Genomic DNA, 26,143 nt, shown 5'->3' on the forward strand with positions numbered 1-26,143 from the left:
AATAGATCATGCTGCTTTTTCTGAGTGAACTGCTGGCGCAGTTCAATACCAGTTTCAACGTCGTCGGTTATCTGACACTGCGCATTCTGCTGGCCACGCTGACGGCATTGCTGCTCTGCCTGTGGTTCGGCCCGTACCTGATTCGGCGCCTTGTCGAGGGACAGATCGGTCAGGCCGTGCGTGACGATGGCCCCAAGTCGCATTTGTCCAAGGCCGGTACCCCGACCATGGGCGGGGCGATGATTCTGGTGTCGATCGCGATCACGACGCTTTTATGGGGTGATCTTGGCAGCTACTACATCTGGCTGGTGCTTTTGGTGACGCTTGGGTTCGGCGCCATTGGTTGGGTCGATGACTACCGCAAGGTCATTGAAAAGAACCCCCGCGGGCTTCCGGCCAAGTGGAAGTATTTCTGGCAGTCCCTGATTGGTCTGGCGGCCGGGGTGATCCTCTACGCCACCGCGAGCTCACCGGTGGAAACCAGTCTGATCGTGCCGTTTTTCAAGCAGATCGTGATTCCCCTCGGCGGATTCTACATTTTGCTGAGCTATCTGGTGATCGTTGGCAGCTCCAACGCGGTCAATCTGACCGATGGTCTCGATGGTCTGGCCATCATGCCCACTGTGCTGGTGGCGATGGGGCTTGCCGTGTTCGCGTATCTAAGCGGCAACGCGGTGTTTGCCCAGTACCTGCATATCCCCTTCATTCTGGGGGCCGGTGAACTCGCGGTTTTCTGCGGTGGCCTTATTGGCGCGGGGCTTGGGTTTCTCTGGTTCAACACCTACCCCGCACAGGTGTTCATGGGCGATGTGGGATCACTGGCGCTTGGCGCTGCCCTCGGCGTGGTGGCAATCGTCGTCCGTCAGGAGATCGTTCTGTTCATCATGGGCGGCATTTTCGTGGCTGAAACGCTGTCGGTCATCATTCAGGTCGCCTCCTACAAGACCACCGGTCGACGCGTCTTTCGCATGGCGCCGCTTCATCACCACTTCGAGCTGAAAGGGTGGCCGGAGCCGCGCGTCATCGTGCGGTTCTGGATCATCACGGTGGTCCTGGTGCTGTTGGGTCTTGCAACGTTGAAGGTGCGCTGACATGGAGCACGCCGTTTCAGTCGACGGCAAGACCGTCGTGGTCGGGCTTGGGGTGTCGGGACTTGCCATTGCGCGGCACTTGAGACGCCAGGGCGAGCCGTTCGTCATGGCGGATACGCGACTCGTGCCGCCAGGGCGGGATGCGTTTCGCAGCGAGTTTCCCGAGGTGCCCCTTTTGACCGGGCCACTTGAGGCGCTTTCGCTTGAGCGTGCGCGTGAGGTCGTGATCAGCCCAGGCGTTGCGCCGACCACGCCGGGGCTTCCCGCGCACGTGATCGGAGAGCTCACGCTCTTTGCTCGGGCTCGGCGCGCCTGTGGCCGCTCGACTCGATTGATCGCCATCACCGGGTCGAATGCCAAGTCGACGGTCACCACGCTTGTGGGGGAAATGGCCTGCGCCGTTGGCGGTAGGGTCGGCGTGGGTGGCAATCTCGGGCGCGCCGCGCTGGATCTTTTCGAGGACGCCGATACCTACGTACTTGAACTGTCGTCGTTTCAGCTTGAAACCACGGCGGATCTCGGCGCCGATGTGGCCTGTTATTTGAATCTCAGTGAAGACCACCTGGACCGTCATGCCACCATGGCGGGCTACAACGCCGCCAAGCAGCGCATCTTCGAGTCAGCTACTCAGGCAGTGGTCAACCGGGACGACGCGCTGACGGCTCCGGCCCGCGAACTCCCGTGTCGTGTGTTCACCACTCAGGTGCCGTCGTCGAACGAGTGGGGGCTGTCGCTGCACGAGGGGGAGCTTTGGTTGATGCATGGCGCTCGCCCGTTGATGGCGGCCAGTCAGGTGTGTCTTCAGGGGCAGCACAACCTGTCCAATGCCCTGGCGGCGCTTGCGATCGGTGACGCCATGGGGTGGCCGGTCGAAACAATGTGCGAGGTGCTGGCAACGTTCAAGGGCTTGCCGCATCGCATGGAGCTTGTGACCGAGCGCCAGGGCGTTCGCTGGATCAACGACTCAAAAGGCACCAATGTTGGCGCAACGCTTGCCGCCATTAGAGGCTTGTTGCCGGCGCTTGCAGGGCGATTGATCGTGCTGGCCGGCGGCGTTGGCAAGGGGGCCGATTTTTCGCCGCTTGCGAGCGCTTTTGATGGCCGGGGCGAGGTGATCGCGTTCGGGCGCGATCGGGCGTTGCTTGCCGACGCGCTGTCCCCTGCGGTGCCGGTCGAGGTTGTCGACGATCTTGCCTCGGCGCATGAGCGGGCCAGGTGCCGCGCTGAACCCGGTGACGTGGTGCTGCTGTCGCCGGCCTGTGCAAGCCTTGATCAGTTCGACAATTTCGAGCGTCGTGGCGAGGCGTTTCGAGCCCTGGTGCTGGAAGGAGACAACGATGGGACTTAAAACCTGGGAGCAGCGTCTGTCGACCGAGCACCATGTCGTGGACGGGTGGCTTTTGTGCTCGGCGATCGCGCTCTTGACCATCGGCTGGATCATGGTGACCTCGGCCTCGACCGAGATCGCGACCAGTCAGACCGGTAATGCGTATTATTATTCGATTCGCCACGGCATTTACGTGTTGATCGCGGCCAGTGCGGCCTTTATTACCATGCGGGTGCCCATGACCTGGTGGCGTCGTAATGGCCCAACGCTTTTGTTAATTGCAGCGATTCTCCTCGCGGCGGTTCTGATTGTCGGGCGCGAGGTGAACGGCAGCCGGCGCTGGATTTCGCTCGGCCCGATCAACCTTCAAACCTCTGAAGTCGCGAAGCTGTGTCTGGTGGTGTACCTGAGTGGCTACATCGAGCGGCACCTGACTCGGGTACGACATACCTGGTGGGGATTTCTGGCGCCGCTGTGCCTGACCTTCGGGCTTGGGGCGCTTTTGATCATGGAGCCGGATTACGGCGCCACGGTCGTGCTGCTGTCGACCACCATGGGTGTACTGCTGTTGGCGGGCGCGTCGCTCTGGCGTTTTGTATTGCTTTCAGGCGGGGTGATCGCGCTTGGTGCGATGATGGCCGTGGCCGAACCTTACCGCATGCAGCGCATCACAAGCTTTCTTGACCCCTGGGCCAACCAGTACGGCAGCGGGTATCAGCTTACCCAGGCGCTGATCGCGTTCGGTCGCGGTGGCTGGGAGGGGCTCGGGCTTGGCAATAGCGTCCAGAAGCTCTTCTATCTGCCTGAGGCCCATACCGACTTCGTGTTCTCTGTATTGGCCGAGGAACTGGGAATGGCCGGTGCGGTCGGGGTCGTTGCCCTGTTTGGCGTGTTGATCTACAGAGCGTTCGTGGTCGGACGGACTGCGGAGACGTCCAAGCGCTTGTTTTCGGCCTACGTCTGTTACGGTGTTGGCTTGATCTTCGCGGCGCAGGCGTTTGTCAATATTGCGGTCAACGTTGGCTTTCTGCCGACCAAGGGTCTGACGCTTCCGCTGTTAAGCTACGGCGGGTCGAGCCTGATCATCAGTGGCATCATGGTAGGGCTTTTGCTCCGCGTGGACGGTGAAACCCGAGCGCGCAAGCGCATCGCCGAAGACGTCAAGCGGCGCAATCAGCGCCCGGTCAAGCGGGCGCCCCGGGAGGCCAGTCAATGAAGCGGGCCCTGATCATGGCTGGCGGCACTGGCGGCCACGTTGTTCCAGCACTGACGCTTGCCAAGGCGCTGTCGGAACGGGGCGTAGATGTGCACTGGCTTGGCACCCCCCGTGGCATCGAAAACACGCTGGTACCAAAGGCGGGCTATACCCTGCATCACATCAAGGTCTCAGGCCTTCGAGGCAATGGTGCGGCGGAATGGCTGAAAGCGCCCTATAAGCTCTGGGCCGCCATCGCCGAGGCGCGAAAGGTAATTCAAACACTCAAGCCCGGCATCGTGATTGGCCTTGGCGGCTTTGCAAGTGGTCCGGGCGGTGTGGCGGCAAAGCTTGTGGGCGTGCCCCTGGTCATACATGAACAAAATGCCATCGCGGGTCTTACCAACAAGTGCCTGGCGCGCCTTGCTACACGCACCTATGCGGCGTTTCCAGGGGCCTTTCCCGGCAAGCGCGATGTTTCGGTGGTCGGTAACCCGGTGCGTGATGACATCGAGCGGGTCGGACGCACGCCCCGCGAGGCTACTTTCTATGAGGGCCGGCCGCTACGCGTGGCGGTGACCGGTGGGTCTCTCGGCGCGAAGGCGCTCAATGAGGTCGTGCCACAGGCACTTGGCCAGCTGGCGCCGGATGTTCGACCCGAGGTGCGGCATCAGGCCGGCCGGGACAAGCGCGCCGTCACAAGCGAGGCCTACGCCGCCGCCGGCGTCGAGGCCGAGGTGGTCGAGTTCATCGATGACATGGCCGCGCTCTATGCGTGGGCCGATCTGATGATCTGTCGCTCGGGTGCGCTGACGGTTTCGGAGCTGGCGGCGGCGGCGATGCCAGCGATTCTGGTGCCGTTTCCGCATGCGGTCGACGATCATCAGGCGATCAACGCAGGGTTTCTGGCCGACCACGGCGCGGCCGTCATGGTGCGCCAGAACAAACTGACGCCCGAGGCACTCTCTGAACAATTAACGGCGCTACTGGTGCCGGACACACTATCGACAATGGCCCGCAACGCGCGGGCACAGGCTCGACTCGACGCCATGGCCTGCATGGCTCAGCAATGCATGGAGATCGGTTTTGAGCAGTAATCATCCCTCACGCAGCGGCATGCGCCGCATTCGTCGGATCCATTTTATCGGCATCGGCGGGTCGGGCATGTGCGGCATCGCTGAAGTGCTGTGCACACAAGGGTTTGAGGTCAGCGGCAGTGACGTCAAGGAGTCCGCCGTCACTCAGCACCTGAGCGAGTGTGGTATCCGTGTCTATATTGGTCACGAAGCCGCGAACGCCCATGAGGTGGATGTGGTCGTGGTGTCCACGGCCATCGACCCGACCAACCCCGAGGTGGCCTACGCTCGCGAACACCGTATTCCGGTCGTGCGTCGGGCCGAAATGCTGGCTGAGCTGATGCGGTTTCGAAACGGCATCGCGGTTGCCGGCACACACGGCAAGACCACGACCACCAGCCTTACCGCAACGCTTCTGGCCGAGGGCGGGCTTGACCCGACCTTCGTGATCGGTGGCCGTCTGACCAGCGCTGGAACCAATGCGCGCCTCGGTGAAGGTGATTATCTGGTGGCCGAGGCCGATGAATCAGACGCCTCGTTTTTGCATCTGCAGCCGATGACGGCGATCGTGACCAATATCGATGCCGATCACATGGCAACCTATGACGGTGATTTCCAGCGCCTTCAGGACACGTTCATCGAATTCCTGCATAACCTTCCGTTTTACGGGCTGGCTATCCTGTGTCTGGATGATCCGGTGCTCAAGGCACTCATGCCGAGCATTCAGCGTCAGTTTGTGACGTATGGCTTCGATGAGGCTGCGGATTATCGGATTACCGAGTTCACCCAGCAGGCCGGTGTGGTTCGGTTCACAGTTCAGCGGCCCGCGGGTGAGCCTTTGCCGGTCTGCCTTGCCATGCCTGGCAAGCACAATGCGTTGAATGCGCTGGCAGCCATTGCGGTTGCGTGTGATGCGGGTGTGTCCGATGCGGCCATTTTGCGCGCGCTTGAAAGCTTCGAGGGGGTCGGGCGACGATTCCAGGTGCATGGCGAATTCGAGCTTCCGGGACGAGCGGGCAGTGAGCGTGTGATGTTGGTGGACGATTACGGCCATCATCCCCGCGAAGTCGACATGGTCATCAAGGCTGTGCGTGAAGGGTGGCCCGACCGCCGGTTGGTCATGCTTTATCAGCCGCATCGGTTCAGCCGGACGCGCGATCTTTACGAGGATTTCGTGCGTGTGCTTTCCAAGGCCGATACGCTTTTGTTGATGGACGTCTACAGCGCGGGTGAGGTCCCAATTGCCGGGGCAGACAGCAAGGCACTGGCTGGGTCGATCCGCCAGCGCGGTCAGATCGATCCGGTATTTGTTGAAGACAAGACGGCGCTTGCAACGCTTCTTTCAAACGTCTTGCGTGATGGCGATATCCTCATCACCCAGGGGGCGGGGGATATCGGTGGCATCAGCGCATCGCTTGCGCGCTGTCAGTTGAACTTCGAGAAGGAGAACGTGTCATGACCGACGATGTGAACCGGTTCGGGCGAGTCGTGGTGCTCTACGGCGGCACGTCGTCGGAGCGTGAAGTTTCATTGATGAGCGGCAAGGCCGTGCTGGCCTCGCTCGAGGCTCAGGGCGTCGACGTCATTGGCTACGATTTTGCCGAAGGCTTGCCGGGGCTGATGGCGCTCGAACCCGACCGGGTATTCATTGCGCTTCATGGTCGCGGCGGAGAAGACGGCACGCTCCAAGGCGCACTCGAGCTTTTGGGCATTCCTTATACCGGCAGCAAGGTCATGGCGTCGGCGCTCGGTATGGATAAGATGCGTACCAAGCGGGTCTGGGCGGCAGAAGGATTGCCAACGCCCTTGAGCGAGCGTTTGACGCTCGATACGGATTGGCGCGCTCTAAGTGAGCGGATCGGGCTTCCGATGGTGATCAAGCCGGTCAATGAAGGCTCGACGCTCGGGCTTACCATCGTGCGCGATGAGAGCGCGCTGGAAGCTGCGTTCGAGGCTTCCCTGAAATTTGACCATGAGGTCATGGCCGAGCGCTTCATCGAAGGTGAGGAGTATACGGTCGCGGTGCTTGATGGCCAGGCACTGCCCGCGATTCGTGTGGTCGCGCCGGACGGGTTCTACGATTATGAGGCCAAGTACTTCTCCGATGAGACGCGCTATCTCCTGCCGTGCGGTCTCGACGCCGATGTCGAGCAGCGTCTTTCGACGCTCAGCGTACAGGCTTTTGAGTCCATCGGCTGTGAAGGGTGGGGTAGGGTCGATGTCATGCGTGATTACGACGGGGGCTTCTGGCTGCTCGAGGTCAATACCTCGCCCGGCATGACCGGCCATAGTCTTGTCCCTCAAGCCGCACATCATGTAGGTATCGATTTCAATGCCTTGGTGTGTCGTGTGCTGGCGACGACGCTTGCGAGCGAGGCCTAGCCATGGCGGGTGTGGTGTCCAATCGTTTGCTCGGGCTGGTCTTGATCGTTGCCTTGATCGGCGCGGGCGGTCGAACGCTGTGGCTCTGGCTCGATAAGCCGGTTGCGCGTATCGCGATCCGAGGTGATCTGGCGCACATCGATCAGCATTATCTCAATGAGCGGCTGACGCCGTTGGTGCGCGGCAAGACCTGGCTGTCGGTCGATCTTAATGCGTTGAAGGATGAAGCCAGTTCGATCAGCTGGATAAAAAGCGCCGAGATTTCGAGACGCTGGCCGTCGACGCTGGTCTTTCACCTGACCGAGCAGCGCCCCATTGCCTACTGGCAGGACGGTGAGCTGCTTAACCGCGACGGTAAGGCGTTCAATATGCGCGGGGTCAAAACGGCAGGGGATCTTCCTCATCTAGGCGGGCCTCCAGGCAGTGGTTCGGAGGTGGTGTCGTATTTCGAGGACCTCAAGAGCACGTTGGCACCGCTTGATATGTCGATCTCGCAGCTTCGATTGGAGCCTCGCGGTGCGTGGCGTTTTCAAATAAATGACAATTTTTGGGTAATGATTGGTCGTACGGATCGCGAACAACGACTCAAGCGATTTATTGCCGCCTGGCAGCGTGATTTGAAAAATCGAAGTTCGAATATTCGCTACATAGACCTGCGTTATCCAAATGGAATCGCCGTGTCCTGGCACGGTACCAGTGCGACTGCCGGATAAGTTTTAAGAATTAGTACTTTACGGTTTTTAAAACCATTGTATTAACTTAAGTAAAAAGCTGCGTAATTGCGTTAAATTATACGCTTGGTTTGGTTAAAGGTATTTCTTTCAGACGTTAATCGCCGTATTCTCGACATAATATATGTTGTATTTGGCGCATTTATCATCGGATGATGGTGCGTCTTGGTGTTTTAATTGTTGCAATGAGCTGGATAAGGAGTAAGCCCGACCTATGGCAGGAGAACCTAACGTATCCAATATGGTTGTCGGGCTGGATATCGGAACATCCAAGGTGGTTGCCATTGTCGGACAGCCTTCTGACGACGGCGGTCTTGAAATTGTAGGTATTGGCTCCCATCCGTCGCGCGGCATGAAAAAGGGCGTCGTGATCAATATCGAGTCGACGGTCCAGTCCATCCAGCGTGCTGTCGAGGAAGCCGAGCTGATGGCCGGCTGCGACATTCACTCGGTGTATGTCGGTATTGCAGGCAGTCACATCAGTTCGATGAATTCCGACGGTGTCGTTGCGATCAAAGAGCGCGAAGTAACGCCCTACGACATCGAGCGCGTCATTGATTCAGCTCGGGCAAGAGCGATTTCAGAAGGGCAGCGCATCCTGCATGTGCTCCCTCAGGAATACGCCATCGACACCCAGGAAGGGATTCGTGAGCCTCTCGGTATGTCGGGCGTTCGACTGGAAGCGCGTGTTCATCTGGTAACCGCCGCCCTCAATGCCGTCCAGAACATCGAAAAGTGTGTTCACCGGTGCAATCTCGAGGTTGATGACATCATTCTCGAGCAGTTGGCTTCAAGTCACGCGGTATTGACCGAGGACGAGCGTGAACTCGGTGTTTGCATGGTAGACATTGGTGGTGGTACGACCGATATCGCGGTGTTTACCGAAGGCGCCATTCGCTACACTGCGGTCATTCCGATTGCAGGCGATCAGGTGACCAACGACATTGCCATGGCGCTTCGAACGCCAACGCAATATGCTGAAGATATCAAGGTTAAATACGCCTGCGCGCTGACTCAAATGGCCAGCAATGATGAAACGATCAAAGTGCCAAGCGTCGGGGATCGCCCGGCTCGGGACCTTTCCCGCCAGGCACTGGCTCAGGTGGTCGAGCCGAGATATGAAGAACTTTTTACCTTGGTACGCGAGGAATTAAGACGCAGTGGTTTCGAGGATTTGGTCGCTGCGGGAATTGTATTGACGGGTGGTACATCGCGCATGGAAGGCGTGGCAGAACTGGCCGAGGAAATCTTTCATATGCCGGTGCGTATTGCATGCCCTCAAAACGTTCGCGGTCTCGCGGATGTGGTCAGAAACCCGATCTATTCGACCGGGGTCGGGCTTTTGCAGTACGGCATCAAGCAGGCGAATTCGGAGAACGGGTCGCCGCGCCGACCGCCTCGCGAGCAGCCATCGCGCAAGTATCCGACCGAACGCAACCAGGTTCAGGATGAGCTTTCTCCCATGGAGAAAGTGAAACGCTGGTTCAAAGGAAACTTTTAACTACTTCAGGGGCTATCCGTGATAGTCACAGGAGACGGGACTCATGTTCGAACTAGTCGATAATGCACCTTCCAGCAGCGCCGTCATCAAAGTGATCGGTGTCGGTGGCGGCGGTGGTAACGCCGTCAACCACATGGTGGAAAGCAACATCGAAGGCGTCGAGTTTATCTGTGCGAACACGGATGCTCAGGCGCTCAAGCGTGTCGCGGCCAAGACCGTATTGCAACTGGGCACGGAAATCACCAAGGGCCTTGGTGCAGGCGCCAACCCCGAGGTCGGCCGTCAGGCGGCAATGGAAGACCGTGAGCGAATCGCCGAGCTCATGCAGGGAGCGGACATGGTCTTCATCACAGCCGGCATGGGTGGCGGAACCGGAACAGGCGGTGCGCCCGTCGTTGCCCAGGTCGCCAAGGAACTCGGAATCCTGACCGTGGCGGTCGTTACGCGTCCGTTCCCGTTCGAAGGCCCCAAGCGCAAGAAAGTGGCTGAGGAAGGCATCAAGGAGCTTTCCGAGCACGTCGATTCGCTGATCACAATTCCCAATGAAAAGCTGCTTACGGTGCTCGGCAAGAGCGCAAGCCTGCTTACGGCGTTCAGCGCGGCCAATGACGTGCTGCTGGGGGCGGTTCAGGGTATTGCAGAGCTTATCACCAGCCCAGGCATCATCAACGTCGACTTTGCCGACGTTCGAACCGTCATGTCCGAAATGGGCATGGCCATGATGGGCTCTGGAACCGCGACGGGTGAAAACCGCGCTCGGGAAGCTGCTGAAAAGGCAATCCGCTCTCCGCTTCTGGAAGACATCGATCTCAATGGTGCCAAGGGTATTCTGGTCAACATCACAGCGGGCCCTGACATGTCGATTGGTGAATTCAATGATGTCGGTGCGACCGTTCAGGAATTTGCCTCTCAGGATGCAACGATCGTGGTGGGTACATCGATCGATATGGACATGTCCGATGAGTTGCGGGTCACGGTAGTGGCTGCGGGTCTGGACGGTGCTGATCAGCGCAGCAGTGTCTCGCAGCGTACCTCTGCGTCCGCAGGCTCTGCTCGTCGCAGTGAGGCAAGCGATTACCGCAAGTCACAGACTGCCGCTCGTACGACTGATCGTGATCGCGGTGAGAAAGAGGACGAGGCGGCCAGAAAGCGTCAGAAATCATCGAGCGAGTTGGATGACTATCTTGATATTCCTGCCTTTTTGCGGCGTAAAGCCGATTGAGTAAAGGCCTGACGCCCCGCATTGCGGGGCGTTTCGCTATGAACGGATAAGTTTAATTACATTTTATCGAACAGTGTTCGTTGTGACTCTCCGGGCATCCTGATAACATGGTAAACAACCGTTTGAATCCAAAGTGGGTCACTCACCTATGATCTCTCAAAGAACACTACAAAATACAATTCGTGCAACCGGCGTCGGTCTGCATTCGGGCGATAAGGTATATCTGACACTGCGCCCGGCGCCCGTGGATACCGGCATCGTATTCGTACGTACCGATCTCGAGCCTGCGGTCCATATCAAGGCGCATCCTGAAAACGTGCAGGATACGACGCTGTGTACTGCCCTGGTCGATGGCGATGTACGTGTAGCAACTGTCGAGCATTTGATGTCGGCACTTGCCGGGCTTGGAATCGATAACGTATTCGTTGAACTCAGTGCCGCTGAAGTGCCCATCATGGATGGCAGTGCAGGCCCGTTCGTGTTTCTGATTCAGTCGGCTGGTATCGCCGAGCAGAACGCAGCGAAGAAGTTTATTCGTATCACCAAGGAAGTCTCCATTTCCGACGGTGACAAGTACGCAAGTTTCATTCCGCACAATGGCTTCAAGGTCAGCTTGGCCATCAATTTCGATCATCCGGTATTTGCCAAGCAGAACCAGACAGCCAGCATCGATTTTTCGACCACGTCGTTTGTCAAGGAAGTGAGCCGGGCCCGTACCTTCGGTTTCATGAAGGATCTTGAAACCATGCGCGAGCGTAATCTTGCTTTGGGTGGAAGCCTGGATAATGCCATCGTTGTCGATGATTACCGGATTCTGAACGAGGAAGGTCTTCGCTATGAGGATGAGTTCGTCAAGCACAAGATCCTTGATGTGATTGGCGATCTTTATCAGATGGGCTATGGATTGATCGGAGAGTTCCGTGGCTATAAATCTGGTCATGGGCTTAACAACCAGCTGGTTCGCGAGCTGTTGAAGCAAACCGATGCCTGGGAAATGGTCACCTTCGAAAATGAAGAAGAAGCAGCGTCCCCGATCTCCTACACCTCACCTGCATTCGCAGTGTAAACGGTAAACGTGACCCTTTTATGACGCCGGCTGATGCCGGCGTTTTTTTATAAGGAGTCGTCTAAGTTTTCGGCGCGTTTAGCCAGGCGTTCGAGTGATGACCTCAAGCGCTTATCGCTTACTTCCTCCGCACAGGCTTTGAGATTGGCCGCAGCCTGTTCATCCATACGGCGTGGCTGAGCCGGGGGTGGAGTGAATGTCCTGATCGGGCGGACCTTTAGATTGAAACCCATGAGCGCTTCGAGCCCCGCGATCTTTTTAAGGTGCGTCAGCAACCGTAGTTGTTCGTAACGAAGCCACGTCAAATGCGCGGCGCGGTTGGTCATGAGCGTCAAGCGGCCTTCTGAATACCCACCAACGAAAACATGCCCCTTGGCCGCATCCGGCAACAGAGTTTCCAGCTCATCTTGAATGAGGCCCAATAAATGCGCTTTTTTCATCAGAAGCGCCATGGGTCCGCGCTGATGTGTCGACATCAATTGAGACGCGGGCTGGGCGCGTCGGTTCTTAGCCTTTATACTCATGGCCCTATTGCCTTAAGAGAGATCATAGCAATCTATCATGTTCCGAGGGTTTTCTGACAGCCATCTCTGCGCCCTGAGTCGTAGTCGAACCGCCTGGCTCGCCAGCTTGTTGTTCGGGTGTCTGCTGCCGTTTGGACTGGCTCGAACGCGTGGCACCGACGCCTGTGATATGACGAGCACATTCGGTATCTACGCCTCGCTCGTTTCTGCGCTGGCAACATCCAGGCAGACGCATGCTACGCGGTATCCGAGTAAGAATACCCGGCCTCGCTGCAGCTCAAAAACGTGCTTGAGCTCGAACATCACTCACGTGGTTACAGTGTGGCGCCTTGAACATGATATGACTCTTCTGTCTCGCAGAGGCCCGCCGCAGCGCATGCTCATGCCCATTTAACGCCTTTACGATTTTATCAAGACAGGACAAACGGATGTTCACCGGTTTAGTACGCAAGTTTGTAGGCAGCAAGAATGAGCGCGAACTCAAGCGCATGCGCAAGGTCGTTGCATCGATCAACGAAAAGGAAGAGTCCTTCAAGACACTGGATGATGCTGCGCTACGGGCAAAAACCGACGAATACCGCGCTCGGGTAGCGGACGGTGAATCACTGGACAAGGTGCTTCCCGAGGCCTTTGCGACCGTTCGGGAAGCCACACGCCGCCTGATGGAAATGCGTCATTACGACGTTCAGCTCATCGGCGGTATGGCCCTTCATGAAGGCCGGATCGCGGAGATGAAGACCGGTGAGGGCAAGACGCTGGTGGCAACGCTTGCGGTCTATCTCAATGCGCTGTCAGGTGAGGGCGTCCACGTGGTCACGGTCAACGATTACCTGGCTACCCGTGATGCCGAAACCCTGCGCCCGTTGTATGAATTTCTCGGCCTGACGGTCGGTGTGGTCTATTCAGGCCAGATACCGCTTGAAAAACGTCAGGCCTATGCCTGCGACATCGTCTACGGCACCAATAACGAATTCGGCTTTGATTATCTTCGCGATAACATGGCCTTTTCGCTTGAAGACAAGGTTCAGCGAAAACTGAACTTTGCCGTGATCGATGAGGTTGACTCGATTCTGATCGACGAGGCGCGAACGCCGTTGATCATTTCCGGGCCGGTGGATGAAGACACCAACCTGTATTCGAGAATCAACAGTCTGATTCCGAATCTGGAAGCCTGTACCGATGAAGAAGACCCGGAAAGCGGCCACTTCACCCTCGATGAGAAACAGAAGCAGGTTGAGCTGACCGAGCTTGGCCACCAGCGCGTTGAAGAGTTGATGCGTGAAGCCGGGCTTCTGGCCGAGGAAGACTCTCTGTACGCCGCGCAGAATCTGGGGCTGTTGCACCATGTTCATGCGGCGCTTAGAGCCCAGCATCTGTATATGCGCGACGTCGATTACATCGTGTCCAACGATGAAATCGTGATCATCGATGAGCATACCGGGCGCTCCATGCCGGGCCGCCGTTGGTCCGAAGGGTTGCACCAGGCGGTGGAAGCCAAGGAAAAGGTCACGGTTCAAAAGGAAAGCCAGACGCTTGCCTCGACCACTTTCCAGAATTACTTCCGCCTGTACACCAAGCTTTCCGGCATGACCGGCACCGCCGATACCGAAGCCTTCGAATTCCGTCAGATCTATACCCTTGACGTTCTGGTCATTCCGACCAATCGGCCGATGGTGCGAAAGGATGGCAATGATCTGGTCTACATGACCACCATCGACAAGTACAACGCCATCATCGAAGACATCAAGGCAAACGTTGAAAAAGGCCGCCCGGTGCTTGTAGGTACGGCCTCGATCGAGAGTTCCGAGTATCTGTCTCAGCTTCTGCGCAAGCAGGACGTCGCGCACAACGTGCTCAACGCCAAGCAGCACGCCCGCGAAGCCGAAGTCATCGCTCAGGCCGGTCGGCCCGGGGCAATCACGATTGCGACCAACATGGCCGGGCGCGGCACGGACATTCTTCTGGGCGGCAGCTGGCAGAACGATCTGGAAAAATTCGATAACCCGAGTGACGAGCAGGTGGCCACCGTCAAACAGGCCTGGCGCGAGCGCCACGACGCCGTTATCGAGGCGGGCGGTTTGCATGTGATCGGCAGCGAGCGTCACGAGTCACGCCGTATCGACAACCAGCTTCGCGGACGTTCCGGCCGTCAGGGGGATCCGGGGTCGACCCGCTTTTTCCTGTCGCTCGAGGACAACCTTATGCGTCTGTTCGGCTCTGACCGCGTTCAACGCATGATGGGCGCGCTCGGAATGAAAGAAGGCGAGGCGATCGAGCACAAGATGGTATCCAACGCCGTCGAGCGGGCGCAGAAGAAAGTCGAAGGTCGTAACTTCGATATCCGTAAGCAGCTGCTTGAGTATGATGACGTCAATAATGACCAGCGTCGCGTGATCTACGAGCAACGAGACGATGTGCTCAACTCCGATGACGTCTCCGAAAACATTGCAGCGCTGCGTGTCGAAGTCCTCGATGGCGCGATTTCTCGCCATGTGCCTCCTCAGAGCCTGCCGGAACAGTGGGATCTGGACGGGCTGCAGGACACGCTTGCCCAGGAGTTCAATCTCGATGCGCCCGTGACTCAATGGGCCAAGGACGACGATCAGTTCCATGAAGAGCTCCTGCGCGAACGCCTGCACGCCCAGCTGAGCTCGGCTTCTGCTGCCAAGGAGCACGCCGTCGGCGCGGACGTGATGCGCCGCTTCGAAAAGCAGGTCATGCTGCAGGTGCTGGATACGCGCTGGAAAGAGCACCTTCAGTCGATGGATCACCTGCGTCGCGGTATTCACCTTCGTGGGTATGCTCAGAAAAATCCGAAGCAGGAGTACAAGCGCGAGGCCTTCGAGCTGTTCCAGACGCTGCTTGAAAATATCAAAAGCGACGTTATCCGTATCTTGAGCCATGTGCAGGTACGTCAGCCTGATGACGTCGATGAGCTCGAGCGCAGCCGCAAGGAAACGCTCGAACGAGAGCAGGCCGCCAGCGAAATGACGCTTGAAAACGAGTATGCCGAAGACGTCGAGGACGATGTTGCGCTTGACGAACAGGCCATCGCCGGCGCCGAGCAGACCGCTCAGGAAACCGTTCGTCGCACAGAGCCCAAGGTGGGTCGCAACGATCCTTGCCCCTGCGGGTCTGGCAAGAAGTACAAGCAGTGTCATGGTCGGTTGAACTGATCGTCGTTTTTACAGAGTCAAGGAGGTCACTGTGGCAGTAGGTAGCGCGCATTTTCCCGAGATGCCGGTCATCGATGGCATTAAACTGGGTGTGGCCCAGGCCGGTATCAAAAAGCCCTCGCACGACGATCTGGTTGTGATCGAGCTTGACGAAGGCACGCGCGTGGCGGGCGTCTTCACGCAAAACGCCTTTTGCGCCGCACCGGTACACGTGGCCAAGCGGCATCTGGCCGATGACGCGCCCCGTTGGCTGGTGATCAATACCGGCAACGCCAACGCCGGGACCGGCGATCGGGGGCTACGTGATGCCCGGGCCTGCTGTGAGGCGTTGGCCGAGGCCGCCGGTGGTGTGGTGGGCAACGTGTTGCCGTTTTCAACCGGGGTAATCGGGGAGCCGCTGCCGGTTGAGCGCATCAAGGCGGCGCTGCCTGCGGCGCTTGATGCGCTCGGCAATGATCACTGGGCGGCGGCTGGTCGAGGCATTCTGACCACCGATACTCGGCCCAAGGGCGCAACCCGAACGCTTGAGATCAACGGAGAAACCGTTCACATCAACGGTATCGCCAAGGGCTCAGGCATGATCTGCCCCAACATGGCCACGATGCTTGCCTTTGTCGGCACCAATGCAAGTATCGACCACGACACGCTTCAATCGCTTCTAAGTGACACCACGACTCGTTCGTTCAATCGTATTACGGTCGATTCTGACACCTCGACCAACGACGCCTGCATGCTTATGGCAACGCAGCGCACTCAAACGCTTGATGCAGAAGGCCTGGCCCGCTTCAAGGATGCGCTTCAAGCGGTCATGACCGAACTTGCTCAGGCGATTATCCGAGACGGCGAGGGCGCGACCAAGTTCATTACCATCGATGTCGAGGAAGCCGCGAACGAGGGCGAAGCCCTGGCGGTTGCGTTCAGTATCGCGCACTCACCGCTTGTTAAAACCGCGCTGTACGCAAGCGACGCCAACTGGGGGCGGTTTTTGATGGCGGTGGGCAAGGCGCCGGTCGCGGATCTGGACGTCGACAAGGTGGTGCTTGAGCTCAATGGCGTCCGCCTTGCTGAACACGGCGGGCGTGCGGCCGGGTACAGTGAAGAGGCCGGCAGCCAGGCCGTTGCCGAGCAGGAAATTACCGTTCGTGTGGCGCTGGGTCGCGGCGCGCATGCCGAGCGGGTCTGGACATCGGATCTGTCGCACGACTATGTCTCGATCAATGCCGATTATCGCAGTTGAGCCCGCCTTTTAGGGCCGATGTTGAATTAACCACAGGAAAACTTCGGATAATGCCGAAACGTAGCGTTCATGTAGCCGCCGCGGCAATTTACAACGATCAGGGCCAAGTGCTTCTGGCCAGGCGCCCATCGATAGCGGATCAGGGGGGGCTGTGGGAATTTCCCGGCGGCAAACTCGAAGTCTACGAAACCGGATTGGAAGCGCTCAAGCGTGAGCTCAAGGAAGAACTCGGTATTGCGGTGGAGCGCGCCCAGCCGCTGATTCGAGTGCATTACGAATACCCCGACAAGTTCGTGCTGCTCGATGTCTGGGAAGTTCGCGGGTATACAGGCTCGCCCTACGGCCGTGAAGGGCAGGCTGTGCGCTGGGTCGATATCGACAAGCTGTTCAGCTACCCCTTCCCGCCGGCCAACGTGCCGATCATTCGCGCGGTCGGTCTGCCGCACGCCTACGTCATCACCGATGAAACCGACGATGACGAAGCGTTCGAGGCAATGCTTTCGCATGCGCTGCAAAACCGCGGCGGTCTACTGGTTCAGCTTCGCGCCAAATCGCTTGAAGAGTCGCACTTTGTCGAGCGCGCGCAGAAGGCGCTGTCGTTGTGTCGCGCGCACGGAGCGCGCCTGATTCTTAATGGCAGCGCCGAATTGCTCGAGCACGTTGATGCCGATGGCATTCATCTGACCAGCGATGATCTGATGGCGGCCACGGAACGTCCGGTTGGGCCGGACAAGTGGCTGTCGGCTTCGACGCACAATAACGAGCAGCTTTCGAAAGCCGCGCAGCTTGATTGCGACTTCGTGACGCTGTCGCCGATCCGGGAGACGCCGAGTCACCCCGGCGCCGTTACCATCGGCTGGCACGACTTTCAGCAGATGGTCGAGTTCGCGGCCATGCCGGTGTACGCACTTGGCGGCACCACACTGGATGACATCGACCGCGCACGTGCGGTTGGTGCCCAGGGTGTTGCATCGATTCGAAGCTTTTTGCCCGACCAGGATGACGCGTAAAATCACATCGAGTCGTCGATAAAAAACGCCCGGACCAATGGTTCGGGCGTTTTTTTGAGCGTGGCGCATTGAGTGTCGGTCAGAAGCGCTCGCCTGGATCAAGCCAATCCTCGAGATTGGTTTCATCCATGGCGGGTTCCCCGGCAATGCGATGGTCTTCGTTGGCCCAGGCCCCGAGGTCGATCAAGCGGCAGCGCTTCGAGCAGAAGGGGCGGTAGGTATTTTCCGCCGTCCAGGCAACGTCAGTGCCACAGTGGGGGCAGTGTACATTGATGGCGGGCGTGTCGGTGGTCTGGCTCATGAGGTCGCTCCGCAGAGTGTGAGGTACGTTGCGTGCAGATCGTTGACCTGTGCGCGCAGCGCATCGGGGTCGCCCTGATTGTCGATGACATCGTCGGCGGCGGCAAGACGCTGCGTTCTTGGCATTTGCGCCTCGAGTATGCGCCGGACATGCGCGTCGTCGACACTGTCGCGCTGCGTGGTTCGGGCGATTTGAAGCGGTTCTGGCGTGTCGACCACCAAAATGCGTTGAACCAGCGCTTTTTGGGTGGTTTCGAGCAGAAGCGGTGACACCAGAAGTTGATACGGTGACGCCTTTGGCGTCTCGAGAAACGTTTTCAAACGCTTGCGAATGCGTGGATGAGTAATCGCTTCAAGCTCGGCTCTGCGTTGGTCATCGTCGAACACCACATTGCGCAGTGCGCGACGATTGAGTGTGCCATCCGCGGCGAGAATGTCGGCCCCGAAGCGTTCCGAGATTTCCTCGAGTGCCGGCTCGCCGGGGAGGACGATGTCACGCGCGACCTGATCGGCATCGATCCACGGTACGCCAAGTGCTTCGAACAGTATGGCGACGGTCGACTTGCCGGAGCCGATGCCGCCGGTCAAACCGATGGTAATCGTCATGAACGGTCCTTACAGGCTATAAAGACCTGTAAGGGTATCACCGAACAGCAGCATCGCCATCCCGGCCAGGGCCAGATACGGGCCAAACGGCACGCCTCGGTCGGAAACGCTCTGACCTCGAAGTGTAAGGATCAGGATGCTGATGACCGCGCCACTGCCGGCGGCGATCATCAGAATCATCGGCAGTGCAATCCAGCCACACCACGCGCCGAGCGCGGCCAGAAGCTTGAAGTCACCGTAGCCCATGCCTTCCTTGCCGGTGACGATCTTGAAGAGCCAGTAAAACGCCCATAATAGGCCGTAACCGATCATCGCCCCGAGCACCGCATCCTGCAGGCGGCTGGGGTCGATCAGGACGTGATACAAAAGCCCGAGCCATAGGAGCGGCAGTGTCAGCACATCCGGCAGCAGCAGGGTGTCGGCGTCGATGACCGCCAGTGCCAGCAGGATCAAAAGGGCAATGATTACAAAAAGTGCGCCAATCGTTGGCCCCATCAGTTCGATGGTTGCAATGACCAGAAGGGCTGATGCGAACTCGATGGCAGGGTAGCGCCAGCTGATCTTGCCGTTGCAGTCCCGGCAGCGCCCGCGTCGCTTGAGCCAGCCGATCAGCGGTAGGTTGTCGTGCCAGCGAATCGGCGACTTGCACATCGGGCAATGAGACCTTGGGTACAGAAGCGACAGTCTTGACGGCGGCTCCTGCGGGGATTCCTGCAGTGTACCCAGATGATTGAGCGTTGCCCGCGCATCGCGCCGCCAGTAGCGGTCGAGCATGACGGGCAGGCGCTTGATCACGACGTTCAGAAAACTCCCGAACGACAAGCCCGCAAGTGTCAGAAAGATCCAGCCCATAAGAGACAATGTGTCCATGAATGTCGGTTACCTGTCGGGTGAATGCCATTACATGGCGTTGCCCATCTCGAAGATCGGCAGATACATGGAAAGAACCAGGCCGCCGACCATCACGCCCAGCACGACGATGATCAGTGGCTCGAGCAGGGACGTCAGCGTGTCGACGCGGTTTTCGACGTCCTGTTCGAAGAAATCGGCCACCTTGTTGAGCATCGCGTCCAGCGAGCCGGCTTCTTCGCCGATGGCGACCATCTGAAGCGCCATGCCGGAAAAAAGGCCGGTGTTGCGCATGGCGAAGTTCAGGGTCTGGCCGTTGACGACGTCTTCCTGCATGGCTCGAATGCCGCGCTCAAACACCTGACTGCCGCAGGCCCCCGCGGCGGTATCGAGGGCATCGATCAGGGGGACGCCTGCCGAAAAGCTGGTGGCGAGCGTGCGGGCAAAGCGGGCGATGGCCGATTTTTCCAGAATGGGGCCCAGAATCGGCAGCGCGAGCGCAAATCTTGAGCAGCCGAACGCGAACCTGGGAGAGCGCTTCACGCCTGTTTTAATGCCCATCACCGTCAGCGCTGCCGCAATCAGCACCCACCACCAATACGTTTGAGCCATTTCAGAAAGCGCAAGCGTCATCTGGGTAAACGCCGGGAGGTCCGCGCCGAAGCCGTTGAACATGGTTTCGAACTGGGGCACCACCTTGATCAACAGCATGGCCGTGACCCCTAGACCGACACTGATGACTGCCGCCGGGTAGTACAGCGCCTTTTTGACCTTCGATGTGAGCGCCTGAAGCTTTTCCTTGTAGGTGGCGATGCGCTCGAGCATGGTGTCGAGCGCGCCGGCCTGCTCGCCAGCCGCCACCAGATGCACGAACAGGTCATCGATGTGCTTGGGGTGCGCTTCAAGAGCCTGAGCGAAGCTCTTGCCTTCGGAAACGTCCTGATGCATCTGGCTGATCATGTGGCGAAGCGATGTGTTGGTCGCGCTCTCACCGATTGCGTTGAGGGATTGAAGCAGGGGGATGCCCGAGCGAATCATGGTGGCAAGCTGGCGGGAAAAGAGCGCGATGTGGGCGCCGGTCACGCGTTGCCCAAGGCCGAAGGAGGCGCGCTTTTTTTGAAGCTGCTTGATGATGATGCCCTGCTTGATCAGCTGCGCGCGTGCCTCCTCGCGGCTTGAGGCCACCAATACTCCCTTTTGCAGTTCGCCGCGGGCGTTCTTGCCACGCCACTGCCACTGGGAGAAGGCCTCGGCGGGCTTGCGGGGTGGGGCGAGGGCACGTGCCATGACAAGTTACTCCTTGGTCACTCGGTTGATTTCCTCGAGCGTGGTCACGCCCTCCTTGACGCGTCGAAGCCCGGATCGACGCAAATCCTGATGGCCTTCTTCCCGGGCCAGATCAGCCAGCGCGATTGAGCTGCCTTCATCCATGATCAAGCGGCTCATGGCGTTTGAAATCGGTAGAACTTCATAAATGCCCACGCGCCCCTTGTAGCCCTGGGTGCACTTGCCGCAGCCTTTGGCGTGATAGAGCGTCAGGCCCGCGAGGTCGGCCTCGGAAAAGCCTTCTTCCTTGAGTACGGCGTCAGGAAGTTCCACGGGCTCCTTACAGTGATCGCACAGTCGCCGTGCCAGGCGCTGCGCGATGATCAGCGTGACGGAGGTTGCAACGTTGAACGCGGCCACGCCCATGTTGCGAAGGCGTGTCAGGGTTTCCGGGGCCGAGTTGGTGTGCAGGGTCGAGAGCACCAGGTGGCCGGTCTGGGCGGCCTTGATTGCGACTTCCGCGGTTTCCAGATCCCGAATTTCACCGACCATCACCACGTCCGGGTCCTGACGCAGAAACGCTCGTAGAGCGCTTGCAAAATCGAGCCCGATCTTTGGCATTACGTTGACCTGGTTGATGCCTTCGAGCTTGAGTTCGACCGGGTCTTCGGCGGTGGCGATGTTGCGGCTTTCGGTGTTCAGGATATTGAGCCCGGTATAGAGTGAGACGGTTTTGCCGCTGCCAGTGGGGCCGGTGACCAGAATCATGCCCTGTGGCCGGGCCAGCGCCTTTTCAAAGAGCGCCTTCTGTTCGGGGAAAAAGCCGAGCTTGTCGATACCGAGCTTGGCGCTTTTGGGGTCGAGCAGGCGCATGACGATCTTTTCGCCGTAGACCGTCGGCAGCGTGTTGACGCGAAAATCCACCTGTTGCTTGGCCGAGACCTTGAGCTTGATGCTGCCGTCCTGCGGGAGTCGGCGCTCGGAAATGTCGAGCTTGGCCATGACCTTCAAACGGGCGGCCAGGCGCTGTCGCATCTGCGGCGGCGGGCGAACCGCTTCGGTCAGCACGCCATCGACGCGAAACCGGACCCGGTAGCTGGTTTCATACGGCTCGAAATGAATGTCGGAGGCGCCGCGGCGGATGGCGTCGAGCATGAGCTTGTTGACAAAGCGCACCACCGGGGCGTCGTCGTTGAGCGAGAGCACCGGCTCGTCGTCGTCCTCGGGCTCCTCGACGGTCAGGCTGTCGCTTGACATGTCATCATCGAGAAGCGACATCGCGCCCTTGAAGTGGGCCGAGAAATACTCCTCCAGCCGGCGCTCGAGCTGATCGATCGGGGCGAGCACGCCCTCGACCCGGTGGCCGGTCACGAATTGAAGTTCATCGAGTGCGCCAAGCGCTGCCGGCCCGCTCAGGGCCACCGTCAGTACATGATCCTTGAACGCGACCGGCAATACGTTGAGCTTTCTGAGAAGGTCTTCCGAGAGCTTGCCCGGCTCAGGCAGGCGCGCGGCCGGCACGCTGTCCAGATCCAGACAGCCAAGCCCGAACTCCATGGCGGCTACCAGCGCCCCACGGCGCGCATCGACCAGCCCATTGGCCACCAGATAGCTCAACAGGGGCTGCTCGAGATCGCGCGCTTTTTCTGTGGCCGTAACGGCGTCGTTTTCGCTCAGCATGCCTTCCTGCACCAGCAGTTTGGCAAGCCCGCGCAGCGCATTGCCCACAGGGTAGAGAGACGGCGCAAACGACATTTAAGACCTCGAACGCAAAAACGATGATGCCTTTTTATCGGCGAAACCGAGACCGGCTTGACCGGTCGAGCGCCTCGGTTAATCGGTAAAGTTTTTTTTTGAGGGGTCGTTATCGGGCAGTACTTGGGCATGGCCCGGTTGGGCACTTATCTTTTTGACAGGGGAATCACATCGATGGCAGCACAAAAACAAGGCGGTTTCACATTGATCGAGCTGATGATCGTGGTTGCGATCATCGGCGTACTCGCGGCAATCGCGGTGCCGCGCTATCAGGACTACGTCGCGCGTTCGGAAGCAGCATCTGGTCTTGCAACGATCAAGGGCGCACAGACTGCGTATGAAGAGCGCGTGCTCACTGGGCAGACTCCGTCGCTGGATAGCTCAAATGCGGGTTTTGTGGGTATTACAGATGATGCAAGTGAGCTTGGAACGGTTTCATTGGATCAAGACAGTGCTCAAAATATTCGCTTTACCTACGGTTCAAATAGTAGCTCTGCCGTGACAGGAAAATATGTACAGCTTGATCGCAATTCCACGGGCGCATGGTCTTGCTCTACATCGCTAGAAGAGGCTTACCAACCCAAAGGGTGTGAAGCACCATCGGGACCCTAAACTTGATACGCTATTGAAAAAAGCCGGCATCCGCCGGCTTTTTTGTGTCAGTACATCGCCCGTTCTTCCTCGACCACTTCCTTGAGCACATCGAGAAAGAGCCCATCGGCCGGGGAATGCTGTTTGGGGTTTTCAGGGATATTGATGTTGGTGGAGTTCGAGATGGCGTTGGCGATTTTCGCCATCGCCTCGGGCTCGCCGTAGTGTTCACGGGCGATAATGAGCGACTGCGAGAGAATTTCGGGTTCCTGCAGCATCTTCTTGATGAAGTGGCGCAGCTCGGTAATCATGCGCTGTTGCTGAATTTCGGTGGCTGAGCTCATGGCGCCTTCCTCCTGGGGTAAACGATGTAGGGCTGGCCTGGACGTGTCCTTGGCCAGCCGGTGAAGCTTGTGTCTAGGATAGCGCGTCGACCCCATTACTCACCAGATGGGATCGTCTGCCACAGGGTGATCTCACCCAGCCACTCGAGATCCGAGGTGCTTTCCTTGAGCGCGGTATAGGGCGCCTCGGGCAGTTCGAGCCCGGCCGGGACATAGAGGACCACATCGATGGCGCGCCGGTCTTCATTACTTGCATAGTGCAGGCCAAGGCTTATGCGCGCCCGCCAGAGCGGGTGGGCGTGCCAGCGCGCCTCCAGCTCATGGATGACGTCGGTTCGAAGCGGCAGAGGCTTTCGATGCTCGGCCCGCGGGGCGTTGGAGTCGTCTTCGGGATCAATGTGGAAGACGATATCCTCAAGCTCTGGGCGTGCAGTGCGAAGGGTGCGAATGACCTCGTTGCCGATCTCGTGGCCCTCGGAAACGCTCAGGCGCGAGCCCACGATCAAGTGCAGGTCCAGCATGACGCTGCCGCTTTGGGTGCGGGTTCGAACGTCGTGCACGTCCTTTACCCCGTCGACGCCGAGCGCCAGTTCGCGAATCACTTTGTCCTCTTCCGGCGGAAGGGCCGTGTCGATGAGTTCCCGCCCGGCGTGCCAGATCTGCTCGACGCCGACCTTGGCGACCATCGCGGCCACGATGATGGCTGCCACACTGTCAAACCAGCTCCAGCCGAACTGAAGCCCGACCAGTCCGACCAGAACCACCAGGGAGGACAGCGCATCACTGCGCGAGTGCCAGGCGTTGGCCTCCAGAAGACGCGAGCGCTGCTGGCGGGCGACGTGCAGGGTCACCCGAAACAGCACCTCCTTGATCAGCATCGAGGCTGCCGCGAGCAGTATGGCGCCGGTGCCGGCGCTTGAAAGCGTCGAGCCGGTCAGAAGGCGGTCGAGGCTATCCCAGGCAAGAGCCGCCGCAACGCCGATCAACATGGCGCCGAGGGCGAGCGTACCGAGCGTTTCGATCCGCCCGTGGCCGTAAGGATGGTTGCTGTCTGGCGCCTGACGACCATAATGCGTTGCCAGCATTACAAACGCATCGGTGATCAGATCCGAGAGCGAATGAATGCCATCGGCGACCAACGCGCCTGACTGTGTGACGTAGCCGACCGCAATCTTCAGTCCGCCCAGAAGGGCGTCAAAGACGGCCCCCAGGAGCGTGATGCGCTGGGCTGTGCGGCGAGAGTTATCAAGCGTCGCGTCTTGCATCGATCAAAGTGTCCTTGCTGCACCGGGGCGATGGAGGGCGTATAGTGGCGCGTTCTGACATTGGTTTGCAAAAAGGGTAGAAAATGTCACGTCTGACGCTGTTCCAGCGGGCGACCGGTGTTGGCCCGGTTCTGCGGATTCTGGCCATGCTGTTGCTGGTCCTTGCCGTCATCATGGCGGTGCCGCTGGTTGTGCTCATTATCGAGCAAAACAGCGATCTATGGGCGTTTGTCTACGCCGAACTCGCAACGCTTATATCGGCAGGATTGATGCTGCTGGTGACGCGGCAAATAGAGATTCAGTTGAAACCGCGTCAGATGTTCATTCTGACGACGCTTAGCTGGGTCACCATCTGTACCTACGCAAGCCTGCCGCTGGTGTTTGGTGCGCCTCATCTGTCGATGGGGGATGCGGTCTTTGAGTCGGTTTCGGCGGTCACCACCACCGGCTCGACGGTCATGGTCGGTATCGACAACCTCTCCGATGGATTGAAGCTCTGGCGCGGACTGCTGCAGTGGGTCGGCGGGATCGGCATCATCGTCATGGCGATCGCGATTCTGCCGTTTCTGCAGGTGGGCGGCATGCGCCTGTTTCAGACCGAGTCCTCGGATTGGTCAGACAAGATCCTGCCGCGGGCGGGGGGAGTCGCCAAGTCGATCACCGGGGTGTATCTGCTGATCAGCGTGGTTGCGATCGTAAGCTACTGGTTCGCCGGTATGACATCTCTGGACGCGGTCGTACACGGGATGAGCTCGGTGGCGACCGGCGGGTTTTCGAACTACGACAGCTCGTTCGGCATCTACGAAGACAAGCCCTGGATCATGTGGATGGCCAACCTGTTCATGCTCCTGGGCGCGGTGCCGTTCGTTTTGTACATCAAGATGATGCGCGAAAAGACGCTGTCCTCGTTCTGGAAGGATCAGCAGGTGCGCGGACTCTTGTACATGCTGGTCGTGGTCATTCTAGGGCTTACGGTGTATCGAGTGGTGCGCGGCGTGCCGTTTTTCGATGCGCTGACGCAAGTTGCCTTCAATGTGATTTCGGTGGTCACGACCACCGGCTACGCCTCCGACGACTACACCCTCTGGGGGCCGCTGGCCATTGTTTGTTTCTTCTACCTGACCTTTGTCGGCGGCTGTTCGGGCTCGACCAGTGGCGGCATGAAGGTCTTCCGCTTTCAGATCGGCATCATCATGCTGATCAACCAGCTCCGGCACCTGGTGCACTCCAACGGCGTGTTCGCCCAGCGCTATAACGGACGAATGCTGACCGACGATGTGATCCGCGCCGTTATCGCGTTTTCCTTCTTCTTCTTTTTCACGGTGGGCGCGATCGCGCTTGGATTGGCCGCGATGGGGCTTGACCTTGTGACGGCATTGTCGGGTGCGGCGACCGCGGTGGCAAACGTCGGCCCGGGCCTTGGCGATACCATTGGCCCGGCAGGTAATTTTTCGTCGCTACCAGAAGCGGCCAAATGGCTTTTGAGTTTCGGAATGCTGATGGGGCGTCTCGAAATCCTGACGGTGCTGGTGTTGGTGACACCGATGTTCTGGCGAAAATAGCGTGTCAGGAAGGGTGCTTTTTTTCCAGGGTAAGTGAAGGTTGACGCGTACCGGCCGTTACCTCTTT

The 26,143-nt window shown here is 58.8% G+C and carries 23 protein-coding genes; 15 read left to right on the plus strand and 8 right to left on the minus strand.

Annotated elements, in window-relative coordinates:
- Positions 1–8: 8 nt before the first annotated feature.
- From mraY to lpxC, 10 genes are all read left to right on the plus strand, one after another.
- A complete protein-coding gene (gene mraY, locus NAT23_RS00725) occupies positions 9–1,091 on the plus strand; it encodes a phospho-N-acetylmuramoyl-pentapeptide-transferase (RefSeq protein ID WP_251589577.1) in 1,083 nt (360 codons plus the stop codon).
- Position 1,092: 1 nt separating this feature from the next.
- Positions 1,093–2,439, plus strand: coding sequence for a UDP-N-acetylmuramoyl-L-alanine--D-glutamate ligase (gene murD / locus NAT23_RS00730; protein WP_251924652.1), 1,347 nt, complete (start codon positions 1,093–1,095; stop codon positions 2,437–2,439).
- Positions 2,429–3,634, plus strand: coding sequence for a putative lipid II flippase FtsW (gene ftsW, locus NAT23_RS00735; protein WP_251589580.1), 1,206 nt, complete (start codon positions 2,429–2,431; stop codon positions 3,632–3,634). Before murD ends, ftsW begins: the two co-directional genes overlap by 11 nt.
- Positions 3,631–4,710: an undecaprenyldiphospho-muramoylpentapeptide beta-N-acetylglucosaminyltransferase gene (gene murG / locus NAT23_RS00740; protein WP_251924653.1), complete on the plus strand. Its 1,080-nt coding sequence runs from the start codon at positions 3,631–3,633 to the stop codon at positions 4,708–4,710. Before ftsW ends, murG begins: the two co-directional genes overlap by 4 nt.
- 19 nt (positions 4,711–4,729) lie before the next feature.
- Positions 4,730–6,148, plus strand: coding sequence for a UDP-N-acetylmuramate--L-alanine ligase (murC, locus tag NAT23_RS00745; protein WP_251926188.1), 1,419 nt, complete (start codon positions 4,730–4,732; stop codon positions 6,146–6,148).
- A complete protein-coding gene (locus NAT23_RS00750; protein WP_251924654.1) occupies positions 6,145–7,071 on the plus strand; it encodes a D-alanine--D-alanine ligase in 927 nt (308 codons plus the stop codon). The genes murC and NAT23_RS00750 overlap by 4 nt, the downstream gene beginning before the upstream one ends.
- 2 nt (positions 7,072–7,073) lie before the next feature.
- Positions 7,074–7,784 carry a cell division protein FtsQ/DivIB gene (locus NAT23_RS00755; RefSeq protein ID WP_251924655.1) on the plus strand — a complete coding sequence of 237 codons (711 nt, stop codon included), beginning with the start codon at positions 7,074–7,076 and terminating at the stop codon, positions 7,782–7,784.
- Positions 7,785–8,016: 232 nt separating this feature from the next.
- Positions 8,017–9,303, plus strand: a complete 1,287-nt coding sequence (gene ftsA / locus NAT23_RS00760; protein WP_251924656.1) for a cell division protein FtsA — start codon at positions 8,017–8,019, stop codon at positions 9,301–9,303.
- Positions 9,304–9,346: 43 nt separating this feature from the next.
- Entirely contained in the window at positions 9,347–10,525 is a 1,179-nt protein-coding gene (gene ftsZ, locus NAT23_RS00765) for a cell division protein FtsZ (protein WP_251924657.1), read from the plus strand.
- Between the two features lie 148 nt (positions 10,526–10,673).
- A complete protein-coding gene (lpxC, locus tag NAT23_RS00770) occupies positions 10,674–11,591 on the plus strand; it encodes a UDP-3-O-acyl-N-acetylglucosamine deacetylase (RefSeq protein WP_251924658.1) in 918 nt (305 codons plus the stop codon).
- A gap of 47 nt (positions 11,592–11,638) precedes the next feature.
- Here lpxC and NAT23_RS00775 read toward each other — a convergent pair whose 3' ends face one another.
- Positions 11,639–12,043, minus strand: coding sequence for a DUF721 domain-containing protein (locus NAT23_RS00775; protein ID WP_251924659.1), 405 nt, complete (start codon positions 12,041–12,043; stop codon positions 11,639–11,641).
- 500 nt (positions 12,044–12,543) lie between these two features.
- Between NAT23_RS00775 and secA the strand changes: the two genes are divergently transcribed.
- From secA to NAT23_RS00790, 3 genes are read left to right on the plus strand one after another with little or no spacing between them, the layout of a single operon-like run.
- Positions 12,544–15,291, plus strand: coding sequence for a preprotein translocase subunit SecA (gene secA, locus NAT23_RS00780; protein WP_251924660.1), 2,748 nt, complete (start codon positions 12,544–12,546; stop codon positions 15,289–15,291).
- Positions 15,292–15,322: 31 nt separating this feature from the next.
- Entirely contained in the window at positions 15,323–16,528 is a 1,206-nt protein-coding gene (gene argJ, locus NAT23_RS00785; protein ID WP_251924661.1) for a bifunctional glutamate N-acetyltransferase/amino-acid acetyltransferase ArgJ, read from the plus strand.
- A gap of 50 nt (positions 16,529–16,578) precedes the next feature.
- Positions 16,579–17,538, plus strand: coding sequence for a Nudix family hydrolase (locus tag NAT23_RS00790; RefSeq protein WP_251924662.1), 960 nt, complete (start codon positions 16,579–16,581; stop codon positions 17,536–17,538).
- A 79-nt stretch (positions 17,539–17,617) separates the two neighbouring features.
- Here NAT23_RS00790 and yacG read toward each other — a convergent pair whose 3' ends face one another.
- From yacG to pilB, 5 genes are read right to left on the minus strand one after another with little or no spacing between them, the layout of a single operon-like run.
- Positions 17,618–17,839 (minus strand): DNA gyrase inhibitor YacG, encoded by a 222-nt coding sequence (gene yacG / locus NAT23_RS00795; RefSeq protein WP_251924663.1) that lies wholly within the window; start codon positions 17,837–17,839, stop codon positions 17,618–17,620.
- Complete coding sequence (gene coaE, locus NAT23_RS00800) at positions 17,836–18,444, minus strand: dephospho-CoA kinase (RefSeq protein WP_286009889.1); 609 nt, start codon at positions 18,442–18,444, stop codon at positions 17,836–17,838. Before coaE ends, yacG begins: the two co-directional genes overlap by 4 nt.
- 9 nt (positions 18,445–18,453) lie before the next feature.
- A complete protein-coding gene (locus NAT23_RS00805; protein ID WP_251924664.1) occupies positions 18,454–19,314 on the minus strand; it encodes a prepilin peptidase in 861 nt (286 codons plus the stop codon).
- Positions 19,315–19,344: 30 nt separating this feature from the next.
- Positions 19,345–20,580, minus strand: coding sequence for a type II secretion system F family protein (locus NAT23_RS00810; RefSeq protein WP_251924665.1), 1,236 nt, complete (start codon positions 20,578–20,580; stop codon positions 19,345–19,347).
- A 6-nt stretch (positions 20,581–20,586) separates the two neighbouring features.
- Positions 20,587–22,314 (minus strand): type IV-A pilus assembly ATPase PilB, encoded by a 1,728-nt coding sequence (gene pilB / locus NAT23_RS00815; protein ID WP_286009890.1) that lies wholly within the window; start codon positions 22,312–22,314, stop codon positions 20,587–20,589.
- A 174-nt stretch (positions 22,315–22,488) separates the two neighbouring features.
- Here pilB and NAT23_RS00825 point away from each other — a divergent pair, with 174 nt between their 5' ends.
- Positions 22,489–22,926 (plus strand): pilin, encoded by a 438-nt coding sequence (locus NAT23_RS00825; protein ID WP_286009891.1) that lies wholly within the window; start codon positions 22,489–22,491, stop codon positions 22,924–22,926.
- Positions 22,927–22,973: 47 nt separating this feature from the next.
- On the opposite strand, the gene NAT23_RS00830 is transcribed toward NAT23_RS00825, so the two are convergent.
- Both NAT23_RS00830 and NAT23_RS00835 read right to left on the minus strand, forming a co-directional pair.
- Positions 22,974–23,249, minus strand: coding sequence for a hypothetical protein (locus NAT23_RS00830; protein ID WP_251589598.1), 276 nt, complete (start codon positions 23,247–23,249; stop codon positions 22,974–22,976).
- 95 nt (positions 23,250–23,344) lie between these two features.
- On the minus strand, positions 23,345–24,514 hold the full coding sequence (locus NAT23_RS00835; protein WP_251924666.1) for a cation diffusion facilitator family transporter: 1,170 nt from the start codon (positions 24,512–24,514) through the stop codon (positions 23,345–23,347).
- Positions 24,515–24,597: 83 nt separating this feature from the next.
- Here NAT23_RS00835 and NAT23_RS00840 point away from each other — a divergent pair, with 83 nt between their 5' ends.
- Positions 24,598–26,076: a TrkH family potassium uptake protein gene (locus NAT23_RS00840; protein ID WP_251924667.1), complete on the plus strand. Its 1,479-nt coding sequence runs from the start codon at positions 24,598–24,600 to the stop codon at positions 26,074–26,076.
- The last annotated feature ends 67 nt before the right edge of the window (positions 26,077–26,143 follow it).

The organism is Larsenimonas salina, from assembly GCF_023736155.1.
GTDB classification, from domain to species: Bacteria; Pseudomonadota; Gammaproteobacteria; order Pseudomonadales; family Halomonadaceae; genus Larsenimonas; species Larsenimonas salina.

Bases quoted from the DNA above. Each gene is read 5' to 3' on its own strand.
- mraY (WP_251589577.1), top strand. From the start codon at position 9: ATGCTGCTTTTTCTGAGTGAACTGCTGGCGCAGTTCAATACCAGTTTC.
- murD (WP_251924652.1), top strand. From the start codon at position 1,093: ATGGAGCACGCCGTTTCAGTCGACGGCAAGACCGTCGTGGTCGGGCTT.
- ftsW (WP_251589580.1), top strand. From the start codon at position 2,429: ATGGGACTTAAAACCTGGGAGCAGCGTCTGTCGACCGAGCACCATGTC.
- murG (WP_251924653.1), top strand. From the start codon at position 3,631: ATGAAGCGGGCCCTGATCATGGCTGGCGGCACTGGCGGCCACGTTGTT.
- murC (WP_251926188.1), top strand. From the start codon at position 4,730: ATGCGCCGCATTCGTCGGATCCATTTTATCGGCATCGGCGGGTCGGGC.
- NAT23_RS00750 (WP_251924654.1), top strand. From the start codon at position 6,145: ATGACCGACGATGTGAACCGGTTCGGGCGAGTCGTGGTGCTCTACGGC.
- NAT23_RS00755 (WP_251924655.1), top strand. From the start codon at position 7,074: ATGGCGGGTGTGGTGTCCAATCGTTTGCTCGGGCTGGTCTTGATCGTT.
- ftsA (WP_251924656.1), top strand. From the start codon at position 8,017: ATGGCAGGAGAACCTAACGTATCCAATATGGTTGTCGGGCTGGATATC.
- ftsZ (WP_251924657.1), top strand. From the start codon at position 9,347: ATGTTCGAACTAGTCGATAATGCACCTTCCAGCAGCGCCGTCATCAAA.
- lpxC (WP_251924658.1), top strand. From the start codon at position 10,674: ATGATCTCTCAAAGAACACTACAAAATACAATTCGTGCAACCGGCGTC.
- NAT23_RS00775 (WP_251924659.1), bottom strand. From the start codon at position 12,043: ATGGCGCTTCTGATGAAAAAAGCGCATTTATTGGGCCTCATTCAAGAT.
- secA (WP_251924660.1), top strand. From the start codon at position 12,544: ATGTTCACCGGTTTAGTACGCAAGTTTGTAGGCAGCAAGAATGAGCGC.
- NAT23_RS00790 (WP_251924662.1), top strand. From the start codon at position 16,579: ATGCCGAAACGTAGCGTTCATGTAGCCGCCGCGGCAATTTACAACGAT.
- yacG (WP_251924663.1), bottom strand. From the start codon at position 17,839: ATGAGCCAGACCACCGACACGCCCGCCATCAATGTACACTGCCCCCAC.
- coaE (WP_286009889.1), bottom strand. From the start codon at position 18,444: ATGACGATTACCATCGGTTTGACCGGCGGCATCGGCTCCGGCAAGTCG.
- NAT23_RS00805 (WP_251924664.1), bottom strand. From the start codon at position 19,314: ATGGACACATTGTCTCTTATGGGCTGGATCTTTCTGACACTTGCGGGC.
- NAT23_RS00810 (WP_251924665.1), bottom strand. From the start codon at position 20,580: ATGGCACGTGCCCTCGCCCCACCCCGCAAGCCCGCCGAGGCCTTCTCC.
- pilB (WP_286009890.1), bottom strand. From the start codon at position 22,314: ATGTCGTTTGCGCCGTCTCTCTACCCTGTGGGCAATGCGCTGCGCGGG.
- NAT23_RS00825 (WP_286009891.1), top strand. From the start codon at position 22,489: ATGGCAGCACAAAAACAAGGCGGTTTCACATTGATCGAGCTGATGATC.
- NAT23_RS00830 (WP_251589598.1), bottom strand. From the start codon at position 23,249: ATGAGCTCAGCCACCGAAATTCAGCAACAGCGCATGATTACCGAGCTG.
- NAT23_RS00835 (WP_251924666.1), bottom strand. From the start codon at position 24,514: ATGCAAGACGCGACGCTTGATAACTCTCGCCGCACAGCCCAGCGCATC.
- NAT23_RS00840 (WP_251924667.1), top strand. From the start codon at position 24,598: ATGTCACGTCTGACGCTGTTCCAGCGGGCGACCGGTGTTGGCCCGGTT.